The sequence below is a fragment of the Corallococcus macrosporus genome, assembly GCF_017302985.1.
Taxonomy (GTDB): Bacteria; Myxococcota; Myxococcia; order Myxococcales; family Myxococcaceae; genus Corallococcus; species Corallococcus macrosporus_A.
This window is the reverse complement of the sequence record NZ_JAFIMU010000007.1, coordinates 3,207,159-3,220,928: the sequence shown is the minus strand read 5'-3', so window position 1 is coordinate 3,220,928 and position 13,770 is coordinate 3,207,159. Positions and strand designations below refer to the sequence as shown.

The window sequence follows — 13,770 nt, the reverse complement described above, 5'->3', positions numbered from 1 at the left end:
CAGGCATAGGACAGGGAGTGCCCTCTTCCGCCACACCCATGGACCTGCGCCGCCGGCTGGTGACGGAAGCGCTGGGGTGTGCGCTGCTGGTGGTGGCGCTGGAGGGGTCGCACCACGTCGCGGAGCACCTGGGCGCGAGCGCCACCGAGGGACGCCTCTTCATGTCCCTGTCCTGCGGCGCGGTGCTGGCGTGCCTCCTGTGGGTGCTGCGTCCGCTGTCGGGCGCGCACCTGAACCCCGCGCTCACCTTCGCGGACGCGCTGGGGGACCGCACACCATGGCGCGAGGTGCCGCTGTACGCGCTGGCGCAGCTGTCCGGCGCCCTGGTGGGGCGGCTGGTGGCGCACCTCATGTGCAACGAACCGCTGCTGCTCACCGCGAGGATGCCGGCGGCGGACGGGGCGCGGTTCCTCACGGAGATGGTGGCGACGTTCGGGTTGCTGGTGGTGGTGCGCGGCTGCGTGCGCACGCGCCCGTCCGCGATGCCGCTGGCCATCGCGGGGTACGTGGCCGCGACGGTGTGGTTCACGGACTCGCGCTCGCTGGCGAACCCGGCGCTGGTGCTGGCGCGCGCGGCCAGCGCCCACCTGGGCGTGATGAGCCCGTGGGAGGTGGAGTCCTTCATCGCGGCGCAGCTCCTGGGCGCGGCGCTGGCGGTGTTCCTCTTCCGGTGGCTGCTCGGAGGCGCGCCCAAGCCCGTGGCCACCGCCGCCGTGGAGACCGTGGTCTTCGAGTGCGCGGAGGCCGGCCCCGCGCACCTGGCCGCCGCCCTGTTCAACACGCTGGCGCACCCGGACCGGGCCCGCGCGGTGGTGTCGCCGCCTCCGGGCACGGGGCTGGATGACGGGCCGCCGGTGGCGGTGGCGACGCTGATGCGGGAGGCGAACCTGCGCGCCGCGCCGCCGCGCGACCGGAGCGTGCCCGCGTCGCACTACGTCCTCATCGACGTCGCGGGCCAGGCCCCGGGCATGGACGCGCGCGTGCGCGAGCGCTGGTCGCTGCCCGTGCTGTCGCTGAAGGACGAAACCGGAGCGAAGGCGCTCCAGGCGGCGCTGCGGCCCAAGCTGCACCAGCTCCTCGCGCGCCAGGGCTGGGAGCGGCTGCACGTCGTCAGCGGCGGCGGCCCCGCTCCGGAAGGCCCCCGCGCCCTCACCTGAGGCGGCTCCCCTGCGTGACGGGCCGCGGCGTTGACGTCCACGCCCCAGGCGAGCATGAGAGATGGAGAGAGGGACTCGCATGATGGAAGGTCTTCCCCCCGTCGTCTCCTGGCCGCCGCTGCAGACGCTGATGCGGCTGACGCTCGCGCTCGCGGTGGGCCTGTTCGTCGGGCTGGAGCGCGAGTGGCGCGGCAAGGAGGCCGGCCTGCGCACGTTCGGCTTCGCGGCGCTGCTGGGCGGCATGGGCGGCCTGCTGGGCCCGAGCTTCGCGCTGCTCAGCCTCGCGCTCCTGGGCGTGCTGCTGTGCTTCCTCAACTGGCAGTCCCTGCGCGCCAACGGCGGCGCGGAGCTGACCACGTCCGCCGCGCTGCTCGTCACGGGCTTCACCGGCGTGCTCTGCGGCCTGGGCCACACGGTGACGCCCGCCGCGGTGGGCGTGACGACGGCGGGCCTGCTCGCGTGGAAGGAGCGGATGGCCACCTTCAGCCACAAGATCACCGCCGAGGAGCTGAGAAGCGCCATCCTCCTGGCCATCCTCGCCTTCGCCATCTACCCGGTGCTGCCCGCGCAGCCGGTGGACCCGTGGGGCCTCATCGAGCCGCGCGCCGCGTGGGTGACGGTCATCCTCATCGCGGCCATCGGCTTCGTGAACTACCTCTTGTGGAAGATGTTCGGCACGCACGGCGTGGAGGTGACGGGGTTCCTGGGCGGGCTCGTCAACAGCACCGTCACGGTGGCGGAGCTGGCCAACCGCGTGCGTGAGACGTCCGGGCGCCTGCTCGACGTGGCGTACCGGGGCGTGATGCTGGCCACCGCCGCCATGGCGCTGCGCAATGCCGTATTGCTGGGGCTCCTGTCCTTCCGGGCGCTGGTGGACTCCGCCATCCCGCTGGTGCTCATCCTCCTGTCCAGCACGGGCCTGGCGCTGATGCGCTCGCGCACGGAGGCCACGCCCGGCGCGGAGCCGCCCGCCCTGCCGCTCAAGTCGCCCTTCTCGCTGCCGTCCGCGCTGAAGTTCGGCCTCATCTTCCTGGCGCTCCAGGTGGTGGGCACCGTGGGCCAGACGCTGCTGGGCCGCTGGGGCTTCTACGCGGTGAGCGCCCTGGGCGGACTGGTGTCCAGCGCGTCCGCGGTGGCGTCCGCCGCGTCGCTGTGCGCCAACGGCACCATCTCCCCCACGACGGCCGGGGTGGGCGCCATCATCGCGTCGCTCGCCAGCGCCGCCATCAACTTCATCCTCGTGGCGCGGGTGTCGGAACAACGCTCACTGACGCTGCGGCTGGGCCGCGCGCTGGGCGTCGTCATGCTGCTGGGGCTCGTGGGCGCGCTCGTGCAGACGCGCCTGCCCACGCTGCTGCCCGCGGACGCCGGAGGCGCGGGCCTGTTCAAGCCCCACGCCCCCGGACAGCCTCACGCGGACTGAGTCCGGAAACTCAGACGCAGTAGTAGGTCGCGTCCGTCCAGCCCCACTGGCCGGTGGCCAGGCGCTGCACGTACATCCAGTTGCCATCGCGGCTGTACACTTCCACGCCCTCGTTGCGGCCGATCTGATCGAACACGACGCCGCCCGGCGAGTAGCGCAGGCCCACGGTGTTCGCGGCGCACACCCAGCGGTAGTACTTCGCGTGCACCGGGCGGTCGTTGTTCTCCTCCTGGGCAGGAGCGTTCACCTGGGTGCCCTCACCCGGCTGCGCCTCCATCTCCTCGGGCGCGCCGCCACAGCCCACCAGCAAACCGGTGATGGCGAACGCAGCCACGCCGAACGCGCGGATCGAAAACGTCTTCATGGGTGACTCCATGTCAGGGGGGGTTGGACTACGGAAAACATATTATACGGGTTTAATACGAAATCAAGTTTAGGCGGATTAAACAATTAAAACGAGGCATAAATCCAGCCATCCAGCAGCTCCGTAGCGGGCCTGTCATTGGACGAAAGGACAATGCGAGGGCATGCCAACGCGGGCGCGATGCGTCAACGCACCGTCCCCAGGCTCCAGGGCCGTCGGCTGTCTGTCTTTAGAAGCGGTCCGGCTCCGGCATGGGCGGAGCGGCGGTCAGCCCGCGGTCCTGCATGGGCGGGTGCAGCGGCAGTTGGACGATGAAGCGCGAGCCGTGGCCGAACTCGCTCTCCACGCGCACGCGGCCGCCGTGGCCCTCCACCAGGCTCTTCACGATGGCCAGGCCCAGTCCCGCGCCACCGAACTCGCGCGTGGAGCTGCCGTCCACCTGGTAGAAGCTCTGGAAGATGCGCTCGAACTCCTCGGCGCGGATGCCCACGCCGGTGTCCTCCACGCTGATGCGGTAGCCGGGCACGCCCAGCTCCTGCTGCATCGCCGCGTCCGACAGCGTCACCTTCACCCGGCCGCCCGCGGGCGTGAACTTCACCGCGTTGGCCAGCAGGTTCACCACCACCTGGCGCAGCTTGTCCAGGTCCCCCGCCAGCCTTGGCTGCGGCGTGTGCGGCAGCCGCACCTCCAGCTCCAGGCCCTTGCGCTGCGCCTGCGGCAGCACGCTGGAGACCGCCGTCTGGATGACGTAGCCGGGGTCCACCGGCGCCATGGACAGACGCAGGCGGCCCGCTTCAATCTGGCTCAGGTCCAGCAGCGAGGAGATCATCGAGAGGAGCGTCTCGCCCTTCTCCACGATGGTGCGCACGTACTGGAGCTGCTCCGGGTTGAGCGGCCCCGCCAGCCCCTCCGCCATCATCTCCGAGTACCCAAGGATGGACGCGAGCGGCGTGCGCAGCTCGTGGCTCACCGTGCCCAGGAAGGTGGACTTCAGCCGGTCCAGCTCCTTGAGCCGCGCGTTCGCCTGGAGCAGCCGCGCGTTCTGCGCCTCCAGCTCGCGGTGCACCTCCAGCGTGGACTCCAGATGCAGGTGCGTGGCCAGGTACGCCTTCTGCCCGCTGGCGACGAGCGCGCCCAGCACCTGCCCGAAGTGGCCCAGCACCTGCGCGGCGGTGCGCTCCGGCACGCGGCGCACGCGGCCCAGCAGCTCCTGCGCTCGCTCCAGGTCCAGCCCCTGGATGCCGGTGAGCGTCTCCGGGAAGTCCGTCAGCTCCTCTGGCGTGAAGGGCCCCAGGATGACGCGGCCCAGGAGGTCTCCGTCCCAGCGCACCGGCATCACCACGTAGCGCAGGCCGGTGAAGCACGTGAGCGCGATGAGGCCCACGGTTTCGGACACGTCACCGTCCGCCACGCGCCCGCCGGCCTCCGGCAGCACGGGGCCGTCCTTCACCCGGCCCACCATGGCGGTGCACGCGTGGCGGCCATCCGGGAAGGAGAAGACGTAGGCGCAGAAGTCGCCGTGGCCCACCTTCACGTCCGCCAGCTTGTTGCCGCGCGTGTCCAGCACCTTGATGCCCACGCGGTACAGGTCGCTGAAGCCCTTCACCACCTCCGTGAAGGACGGCAGGTCCAGCAGGTCTCCCAGCGACAGCCGCCGCTGGAGCGCGGACTCGCGCCGGGGCGCGCTCACGGTGTTCCGGGGTCCTCCGCCTGACGCGCCGCTCATGGCGCCCTCCCGCTCTCCCTGCCGCCGGGCATGGCGCCGGGCCCGTAGCGGCCCTCCAGCTCCGTGCCGCTCAGGTCGATGTGACGGAAGATCTGCCCCAGGAATTCCTCTTCGCTGAGGCCCACGTTGCGCGACAGCTGCGCCCGGCCTTCCAGCGCGCGCCAGGCCGTCTGCACCACGGCGTGGAAGGTCTCCACCACGCCCTCGCCCCGCACGGCGACGGAGCCCACCACCGGCTGGCTGCCCCGGCGCTGCACCTCCGCCAGCTCCGCGTCCGTCAGGCTGTCCGGCAGGTCGCGCTTGTTGAACTGGATGACCACCGGCACCTGCGTGGGGTCCAGCTCCATCTCCCGCAGGTTCTCCTGCAGGTTGCGCCAGTAGGCGTTGTTCTCCTGGGACGCGTTGCGGCGGCTGTCCGCGATGAAGACCACCGCGTCCGCGCCCTGCAGCACCACCCGCCGCGTGGCGTTGTGGATGACCTGGCCGGGCACCGTGAAGAGCTTCACCTTCACCTTGAAGCCCGTGGAGGTGGAGAAGAAGACGGGCAAGAGGTCGAAGAAGAGCGTCCGGTCGTCGTGGGTGTCCACCGACAGGAGGCGCCCTCGCACGTCCGGCCGCGCTCGCGCGTGCAGCTTGCGCAAGTTCGTCGTCTTCCCGCTGAGCCCGGGGCCGTAATAGACGATCTTGAGCGTCAGCTCGCGCTGGGCGTGGTTGAGTTGCAAGGGGCAGAGCTCGGACCGAGGGGGACCCGGACAGGGATTTTATAATGGCCTCACGTCCCGCGCGGAAGGCCGCTCGCAGTCCAGACAGCGGGACGGGACACGTCTTCCCGGAATGACGCTCTCCCGCGTGGCGTTTCGAGAGATTCCTGCTCCCCGCCTGGGAGGAGGACGTCTCCCCACACGGAAAACAGGACAATGCGCGCGGAATGATCGCGTGCATGGGTACGGGGGGACCGGTTAGGATCGCGGACGCGACGGAGGAGCAAGGCGATGACGATGAAGCAGGTGGACCCTGGCGTCGAGGTGGCGGCCCCCACGCCGGTGCTGGATGGAGCGACGCTCCCCAATGATCTGGTCAACGGGGTCAAATTCGGTCCGCCCACCGACGAGGACCTGACCACGGTGTCGGCCCTTCGCGCCAACTCCGAGCCCTGGAAGGGGCGGGGTGAGAGCCAGGAGGAGAGCCTCAAGGCCCTCACCCAGCTCAAGCCCTTCCTCCACGTGGCGCGGATCCAGAACCAGGTGGTGGGCTACGTGACGGTGGAGCGCGACGGCCCCGTGCCGGGCGCGGCCTACCTGCGCAACATCGTGGTGAAGCCGGAGCTGCGGCGCCAGGGTGTGGGCGAGAAGCTGCTCGACAAGGCGCTGGACGCGGCGCGTGACATGTACCGCAAGACCATCGCCCTGCGCGTGGATCCGGCGAACGCGCCCGCGGTGGGCTTCTACCGCAAGGCGGGCTTCACCACGGTGGCCACGGTGGTCTCCAAGAAGTCCGGCAAGCTGCGGCTCCTGATGTCGCGCGAGCTGTAGTCCGCCGCACCCAGCAACCGGCTGTACCCGACGGGAGGGGCCCTCACACGGCCGCTCCCGTCGTGCGTTGGGGGACACGCCCCCAGGATGACCTGGGACGCGGCGGTCGACTATCCTCGCGGGAGTTTCCACCCCGCCGGGCCTGACGCACGGCAGCGGTGGGGCCTCCCCCCCGAATGAAACCGCTCGCAGAGCTGCTGCGTCATCTGTCGCGTCCTGGAATCACCGAGCTGGCCCTGGCCAGCGGCCGTCCTCCGATGGTGCGCGGCGCCACGGGTTACGAGCCTGTCGATCCCGGCGCCCTCTCCACCGATGATCTCGTGAAGGCCCTCCAGGCGATGGTGGGCATGGCGCGTGCGTCCACGGTGTCGGAGACGCCGGTGCAATGGACGGTGAACGCCACCGGCCTGGGCTCCATCTCGATCGCGGCGGTGCGCCGGGGCGAGCTGATGAACGTGCGCCTCACGCGAGGCGCGGAAGGTGCGGCACAGGCGGCGGCTCCGGCTGCTGCTGCGGCGCCCCCAGTTGCTGCGACAGCCCCGGCTGCTGCGGCCGCGCCCACTCGGACGCCCTACGCGGGAGTGCCGGCGGTGTCCGCGCAAGCGCCCGCGAGGACGCCCGCCGGGTCAGCGCCCGGAGAGGCGGCCGCACGAGCCGCGCAGCCCGGCGGCCTTGGCTTGGGAGGCGCCGCCGCACGTGGCGTTCCCGCCGCTGCCGCGTCGCCCCAGGCCAGTGCTCCGGCCCAGCCGGCCGCCACGGCGAATCCCCCCGCGCGGGTCATCCCCATCTCGCGCACGACCTCCGCTCCGGGCCGCGACCTGTCCGTGCTGCTGGAACAGGCGCGCAGCATGAACGCCAGCGACCTGCACCTGGTGGCGGGACGGCCTCCGCTGCTGCGCATCGCCGGGGAGCTGCTGCCCCAGGACACGCCGCTGTCCCCGGAGACGGTGGAGCGCCTGCTGCTCCCCATCATCCCGGAGCGGCTGCGGCACGTGCTGGAGAAGGACGGCAGCGTGGACTTCGCGCTGGACTCCGAGGACACCGGCCGCTTCCGCGTCAACGTGGGCCGCCAGCGCACCGGCCTCAAGGGCGTCTTCCGCCTCATCGCCCGGGAGATCCCCACGCTGGAGTCGCTGGGCCTGCCCCCGGACATCGCCAAGGCCACGCACCACCACCAGGGCCTCATCGTGCTCACCGGCCCGTCCGGTCACGGCAAGACGAGCACGCTCGCGGCGCTGGTGGACATCATCAACCGTGAGACGACGCACCACGTGCTCACCGTGGAGGACCCGGTGGAGTACGTGCACCCGCGCAAGCGCGCCCTCATCAGCCAGCGCGAGGTGGGCACCAACACCCGCACCTTCGCCAGCGCCCTCAAGGGCAGCCTCCGCGAGGACCCGGACGTCATCGTCGTGGGCGAATTGCGCGACACGGAGACGGTGCGCATGGCGCTCGCCGCCAGCGAGACGGGCCACCTGCTCATCAGCACCATGAACACGCCCAGCGCGGCGAAGACCATCGACCGGCTCATCGACCTCTTCCCGCCGGGAGATCAGCAGCAGGTGCGCCTGTCGCTCTCCAGCGGCCTGCGCCTCATCGTCAGCCAGCGGCTGATGCCCAGTACGGACGGCAAGTCCATGGTCGCCGCCGCCGAGGTGCTCACCGGCTCCGTGGCCCTGGGCAACCTCATCCGCGACAACAAGACGTACCAGATCCCCTCGCTCCAGCAGCGCGGCAAGTCGCTGGGCATCATCCGCTTCGAGGACTCGCTCGCGGACCTGGCGCGCTCCGGCAAGGCGACGCTGGAGACCGTGAAGGGCTTCGCGGAGAACCCGGACGAAATCGAGGCCATGGTGACGGGCAGGAGGCCCGGCGCCGCTCCCACCGTGCCGCCGCCGGCGTCCGCCCAGGAGGGCGCGCGGATGCTGTCCAAGGTGGGCTCACTGCTTGGCAAGAAGGGCGCCTGACATGACGGACACCCCTCGCATCGCGACCTGGTTCGACGTGCTGCTGGACAGGAAGGGCAGCGACCTGCACCTGGGCGTGGGCTACCCGCCCCTGGGCCGCATCCGCGGTGAGCTCGTGCCGCTGCGCGACGAGCCCCTCGCCTCCGAGGAGCTGGAGTCGCTGCTCTTCGAAATCTGCTCGCCCGAGCAGAAGCGGCAGATTGTCGAGGAGCTGGACCTGGACTTCGCCTACGGCTACGGCACCAAGGCCCGCTTCCGCGCCAACTACTTCTACCGGATGACCGGCATTGGCGCCGTGTTCCGCACCATCCCCAGCAAGGTGCTGTCGCTGGAGGAGCTGAAGACGCCGGAGGTGGTGCGCAAGATGGCGGACCGCCGCAGCGGGCTGGTGCTGGTGACGGGCCCCACGGGCAGCGGCAAGTCCACGACGCTCGCGGGGATGATCAACCACATCAACAAGACGCGCCCGGCGCACGTGCTCACCATCGAGGACCCGGTGGAGTTCGTGCACGAGTCGCTCAAGGCCCAGGTCACCCACCGCGAGGTGGGCCCGCACGCCTCCAGCTTCGCCACCGCCATCCGCTCCGCCGGCCGCGAGGACCCCAACGTCATCCTCATTGGCGAGCTCCGCACCAACGAGACCATGAAGCTGGCGCTCCAACTGGCCAGCTTCGGCGTGCTCGTCTTCGCCACGGTGCACACCAACAGCGCCCCCGCCACCATCGACCGCATCATCAACGCCTTCCCCGCGGACGAGCAGGGCCAGGTGCGCGGCATGCTCGCGGAGTCGCTGGCCGGCATCGTCGCCCAGCAGCTCATCAAGACCGCGGACGGCAAGGGCCGCGTCGCCGCGCTGGAAATCCTGGTGGGCGGTCCCGCCATCGCCGCCATGATCCGCGAGGGCAAGGTGTTCCAGATTGCCTCCAAGATGCAGGCCGGCCAGAGCGTGGGCATGCAGACCCTGGACATGCACCTGGAGCGGCTGGTGAAGGACGACGTCATCGTCCCGGAAGCCGCCCTGGAGAAAGCCCAGGACAAGGAGAATTTCGTGAAGGTCATCCAGCGGCTGAAGCCGGACTGGCAGGTCCCGGAGACGCTGAAGGCGTGACCCGCCCCCCGGGGAGGTGAAGGAATTTGCATTCACCCCCCGACTTCGCGTTTGTTCGGGAGTGAACGTGGACCCGCCCACCGAGGTGGGTCCCGATACTTCCGAGGGGGAAGTCATGGACCAGCAGCAGCTTGAGATGATGCAGCAGATGCAGGAGCAGCAGTCGGCGGGCCCGGGTCCGCTGTTCTGGATCTTCTACCTGGCCTTCATCGGCCTGACGGTCGCGGGCCTGTGGAAGACGTTCGCCAAGGCGGGCGAGCCCGGGTGGGCGGCCATCGTGCCGTTCTACAACCTCTACATCATGACCAAGATCGTCGGGCGTCCGGCGTGGTTCGTGGTGCTGGCCATCCTGCCCTGCGTGAACATCATCGCGCTGTTCATCATCGGCATCGACATGGCGAAGTCCTTCGGCAAGGGCACGGGCTTCGGCATCGGCCTGGCGCTGCTGGGCCCGGTCTTCTACGCCATCCTCGGCTTCGGCGACGCGCAGTACCAGGGCCCCGCCGCCGCCTCCTCCGGCGGCATGTCCGCGGCCTAGTCGTCTCCACGGCTTCGCGGCCGTGAACAGCGGCGGTGGAGTGGCCTTCCGGTCGCTTCACCGCCGTTCGTATTCCTGGGGTCCTCCGCTTCGGGTAGAGCCGGGACATGGCTTCCGCTCCCCGCCCCTTCCGCGTCCTCGCCCTGGTGCTGCTCGCCGCCACGGCCTGTGGTCCGCGCGGCTGTTCCCAGCAGGCGTCCGGGCCGCTGGTGTACGTGAGCAACGAGGGCTCCGACGACCTCTCCGTCATCGACGCCGCCAGCAACCGCGTCATCGCCACCATCCCCGTGGGCAAGCGGCCCCGGGGCCTGCGGCTGTCCGCGGACGGAACGCGGCTCTACGTGGCGGTGAGCGGCTCCATGCGCGCGCCGCCCGGCGTGGACGAGGACACCCTGCCCCCGCCGGACCGGACCGCGGACGGCATCGCGCTGGTGGACACGAAGACGCGCCAGGTGCTGCGCGTGCTGGAGAGCGGGGACGACCCCGAGTCCTTCGACGTGACCCCGGACGGCCAGCGCCTCTACGTCTCCAACGAGGACGCCGCGCGCACGTCCGTGGTGGACGTGACCACCGGCAAGGTGACGCACGCGGTGCCCGTGGGCGGCGAGCCCGAGGGCGTCACGCTGCGCCCGGACGGCCGCTTCGCCTGGGTGACCAGCGAGGAGGACCACCACGTCTACGTCATCGACACCGGCACCCAGGCGGTGGTGGCGCGCATCCCCGTGGGCGGCCGTCCGCGCGCGGTGGCCTTCACGCCGGACGGCGCGTGGGCCTTCGTCACCGCGGAACAGGGCCGCACCGTCACCCGTGTGGACGCGAACACGCACCAGGTGCAAGGCACGCTGACGCTCCCGGAGGCGGGCGCGAAGCCCATGGGCGCGGGGGTATCCCCGGACGGCCGCACGCTGTACGTCACCACCGGGCGCGGCAAGGCGCTGGCCGTCATCGACGTGGCGGACTGGAAGGTGCTGCGCACCGTGCAGGACGTGGGCGAGCGCCCCTGGGGCGTGGGCGTCACGCCGGACGGCAAGCGGCTGTTCACCGCCAATGGCCCCTCCAACGACGTCTCCGTCATCGACCCCGCGACGGGCCAGGTGCTCGCACGCATCCCCGTGGGCACGCTGCCCTGGGGCATCGCGATCTCCCGCTGAACGCGGACCTGGAACCCGGGTCCCATGCCCCTGTTGAGCGATGGACGCTGTGCGGCTTCTCCATCGCATGTCCGACGGCCCACGGCACACGCGGCGCGACAACCCCCCAGGGTTGCCTGAGGGTGCGGCGCATATGCCGTACCGAAGCCGCTGGTCGTCGCTGCTTTTCGCGGGTCTGTTCCTCCTGTCTCCCGGTTGCAAGAAGGAGGGCGGAGCACACCCGTCCTCCGCGCAGGGCTCCAGCAGCCTGCCGCCAGGAGCGACGAAGCCAGACGCGTCGAAGCTGGCGGAGGACGACGGCCAGTGGCTCACGGCGTCCAAGGACGCGGCCAACACGCGCTACAGCCGTCTCAAGGACATCCACGCGGGCAACGTGAAGGACCTGAAGCTCGCGTGGACGTGGTCCACGGGGCTGGTGCGCGGACATGAGGCGGCGCCACTGGTGGTGGGCTCCACGATGTACGTCGTCACGCCCTACCCCAACCGGCTGGTGGCGCTGGACCTGACGAAGGAAGGCGCGCCGGTGAAGTGGACGTACGAACCGGCCCCGTCGCCCGCGTCCCAGGGCGTGGCGTGCTGCGACGTCGTCAACCGGGGCGCGGCCTACGCGGACGGGCGGCTCTTCTACAACACGCTCGACGCGCACACCGTCGCGGTGGACGCGCAGACGGGCAAGGAGCTGTGGAAGACGAAGCTGGGCGACATCAACAAGGGCGAGACCATGACCATGGCGCCCCTGGTGGTGCGCGACCGGGTCATCGTGGGCAACAGCGGCGGTGAGCTGGGCGTGCGCGGCTGGGCCGCCGGCCTGGACACGAAGACGGGCGCCATCGCGTGGCGAGCGATGAGCACGGGCCCGGACGCGGACGTGCTCATCGGGCCCCACTTCAAGCCCTTCTACGCATCCGACCAGGGCAAGGACCTGGGCGTGCGCACCTGGCCGCCGGACCAGTGGAAGATGGGCGGCGGCAACGTGTGGGGCTGGGTGTCGTACGACGCCGCGCTGGACCTGGTGTTCTACGGCACCGGCAACCCCGGCCCGTGGAACCCGGATCAGCGGCCCGGGGACAACAAGTGGACGTGCGGCATCTTCGCGCGCCGTCCCTCCACGGGCGAGGCCGTCTGGTTCTACCAGTGGAGCCCTCACGACCTTTACGACCACGACGGCATCAACGAGTCCATCGTCGCGGACCTCACCGTGAACGGGAAGCCGCGCCAGGTGCTCATCCACCCCGGGCGCACGGGCTACGTCTACGTGCTGGACCGCGCGACGGGACAGGTGCTGTCCGCCACGCCCTTCGGCCACATCACCACCAGCACCGGCGTGGACCTGAAGACGGGCCGCCTGCAGCCGACGCCGGGCATGGAGACGGGCTTCGACAAGACGATTCGCGGCATCTGCCCGGCGTCACCGGGCTCCAAGGACTGGTCGCCCTCCGCCTTCAACCCGGAGACGGGGCTGCTCTACATCCCTGGCAACAACCTGTGCCAGGACGCGCAGGGCTACGAGGCCAACTACATCGCGGGCACGCCGTACGTCGGCATGAACGTGAAGATGTACGCGGGGCCGGGCGGCAACCGGGGCGAGTTCATCGGCTGGGACGTGGCCGCCGGCAAGAAGGTCTTCAGCATCCCGGAGAAGTTCCCGGTGTGGAGCGGCGTCGTCGTGACGGCCGGCGACGTGGCCTTCTACGGAACGATGGACGGCTGGTTCAAGGCCGTGCACGCGCGCACGGGCCAGGAGCTGTGGAAGTTCAAGGTGGGCAGCGGAATCATCGGCCAGCCCATCACCTTCCGGGGCCCGGACGGCAAGCAGTACGTGTCCGTGCTCTCCGGCGTGGGCGGCTGGGCGGGCGCCATCGTCTCCGGTGAGTTGGACCCTCGCGACGACAACATCGCCCTGGGCTTCGGCGGCGCCATGAAGGACCTGCCGCAGCACACCACCCGCGGCGGCATGCTCTACACCTTCGCCCTGCCCTGACCCTCCCATGAGCGTCCTCCTGCCATGGACCGTGGGCCTGCTCCTCTTCGCCAGTGGCGCCAGCCCCGCGTCCTCCTCCGAACCCAGGCCCGAGCGCGTGCTGCGCGTGTGCGCGGACCCCAACAACCTGCCCTTCTCCAACGCGCGCGGCGAGGGCTTCGAGAACCGGCTGGCGGAGCTCTTGGGCCGCGAGCTGAAGGCGCGCGTGGAGTACACGTGGTGGGCGCAGCGCCGGGGCTTCATCCGCAGCACGCTCAAGGCGAACCTGTGCGACGTGGTGATGGGCGTGCCCACGGAGCTGGAGATGGTGCTGCCCACGCGGCCCTACTACCGCTCCACCTACGTGTTCGTGACGAAGAAGGACGGCGGGCCGAAGGTGCACTCCTTCGACGACCCCGTCCTGCACCAGGTGAAGGTGGGCGTGCATCTGGTGGGGGATGACTTCTCCAACACCCCGCCCGCGCATGCCCTCACCCGGCGCGGCATCATCCAGAACGTCGCCGGCTACAGCCTCTACGGGGACTACGCGGAGGACAGCCCGCCCTCCGCGCTGGTGGAGGCCGTGCGCAAGGGTGACGTGGACGTGGCCGTGGTGTGGGGGCCGCTGGCTGGCTATTACGCCCGCCGCCCGGGCGTGCCGCTCACGCTGACGCCCGTGAGTCCCCAGGTGGATCCGCCGGGGCTCGTGTTCGCCTTCGACATCGCCGTGGGCGTGCGCAAGGGCGACAAGGCCCTGCGCGACGAACTGGATGCGGTGCTGACGCGGCGCAAGCGCGAGGTCCGCGCCCTGCTCGCGAGCTACGGGGTGCCGTCACCATGAGCC

At 70.6% G+C, this 13,770-nt stretch carries 12 protein-coding genes; 9 read left to right on the top strand and 3 right to left on the bottom strand.

All coding sequences use genetic code 11. The features are described from left to right. Positions 1–17 precede the first annotated feature (17 nt). Positions 18–1,157: an aquaporin gene (locus JYK02_RS25830; protein WP_347402576.1), complete on the top strand. Its 1,140-nt coding sequence runs from the start codon at positions 18–20 to the stop codon at positions 1,155–1,157. A gap of 79 nt (positions 1,158–1,236) precedes the next feature. Then, entirely contained in the window at positions 1,237–2,580 is a 1,344-nt protein-coding gene (locus JYK02_RS25825; protein ID WP_242588893.1) for an MgtC/SapB family protein, read from the top strand. Between the two features lie 10 nt (positions 2,581–2,590). On the opposite strand, the gene JYK02_RS25820 is transcribed toward JYK02_RS25825, so the two are convergent. The 3 genes from JYK02_RS25820 to JYK02_RS25810 form a co-directional block, all read right to left on the bottom strand. Beyond that, positions 2,591–2,944 carry a hypothetical protein gene (locus JYK02_RS25820; protein WP_207054831.1) on the bottom strand — a complete coding sequence of 118 codons (354 nt, stop codon included), beginning with the start codon at positions 2,942–2,944 and terminating at the stop codon, positions 2,591–2,593. A 229-nt stretch (positions 2,945–3,173) separates the two neighbouring features. After that, positions 3,174–4,670, bottom strand: coding sequence for an ATP-binding protein (locus JYK02_RS25815; RefSeq protein ID WP_207054830.1), 1,497 nt, complete (start codon positions 4,668–4,670; stop codon positions 3,174–3,176). Further along, a complete protein-coding gene (locus tag JYK02_RS25810; protein ID WP_207054828.1) occupies positions 4,667–5,392 on the bottom strand; it encodes a GTP-binding protein in 726 nt (241 codons plus the stop codon). The genes JYK02_RS25815 and JYK02_RS25810 overlap by 4 nt, the downstream gene beginning before the upstream one ends. Positions 5,393–5,662: 270 nt before the next feature. On the opposite strand from JYK02_RS25810, the gene JYK02_RS25805 reads away from it, so the two are divergent. The 7 genes from JYK02_RS25805 to JYK02_RS25775 all read left to right on the top strand — a co-directional run bounded on the left by JYK02_RS25805 (position 5,663) and on the right by JYK02_RS25775 (position 13,767). Then, positions 5,663–6,202, top strand: a complete 540-nt coding sequence (locus JYK02_RS25805; protein WP_120524697.1) for a GNAT family N-acetyltransferase — start codon at positions 5,663–5,665, stop codon at positions 6,200–6,202. 176 nt (positions 6,203–6,378) lie between these two features. Beyond that, entirely contained in the window at positions 6,379–8,169 is a 1,791-nt protein-coding gene (locus JYK02_RS25800) for a type IV pilus twitching motility protein PilT (protein WP_207054827.1), read from the top strand. A gap of 1 nt (position 8,170) precedes the next feature. Beyond that, complete coding sequence (locus JYK02_RS25795) at positions 8,171–9,277, top strand: type IV pilus twitching motility protein PilT (RefSeq protein WP_207054826.1); 1,107 nt, start codon at positions 8,171–8,173, stop codon at positions 9,275–9,277. Positions 9,278–9,392: 115 nt separating this feature from the next. Further along, the gene (locus tag JYK02_RS25790; RefSeq protein ID WP_207054825.1) at positions 9,393–9,815 is read left to right on the top strand and encodes a DUF5684 domain-containing protein; all 423 of its coding nucleotides are present in this window, start codon (positions 9,393–9,395) and stop codon (positions 9,813–9,815) included. 107 nt (positions 9,816–9,922) lie between these two features. After that, positions 9,923–10,966, top strand: coding sequence for a beta-propeller fold lactonase family protein (locus tag JYK02_RS25785; protein ID WP_207054824.1), 1,044 nt, complete (start codon positions 9,923–9,925; stop codon positions 10,964–10,966). Positions 10,967–11,099: 133 nt separating this feature from the next. Further along, positions 11,100–12,947 (top strand): methanol/ethanol family PQQ-dependent dehydrogenase, encoded by a 1,848-nt coding sequence (locus JYK02_RS25780; RefSeq protein ID WP_207054823.1) that lies wholly within the window; start codon positions 11,100–11,102, stop codon positions 12,945–12,947. A 7-nt stretch (positions 12,948–12,954) separates the two neighbouring features. Continuing rightward, positions 12,955–13,767 (top strand): substrate-binding domain-containing protein, encoded by an 813-nt coding sequence (locus JYK02_RS25775; protein WP_207054822.1) that lies wholly within the window; start codon positions 12,955–12,957, stop codon positions 13,765–13,767. Positions 13,768–13,770: the final 3 nt, after the last annotated feature.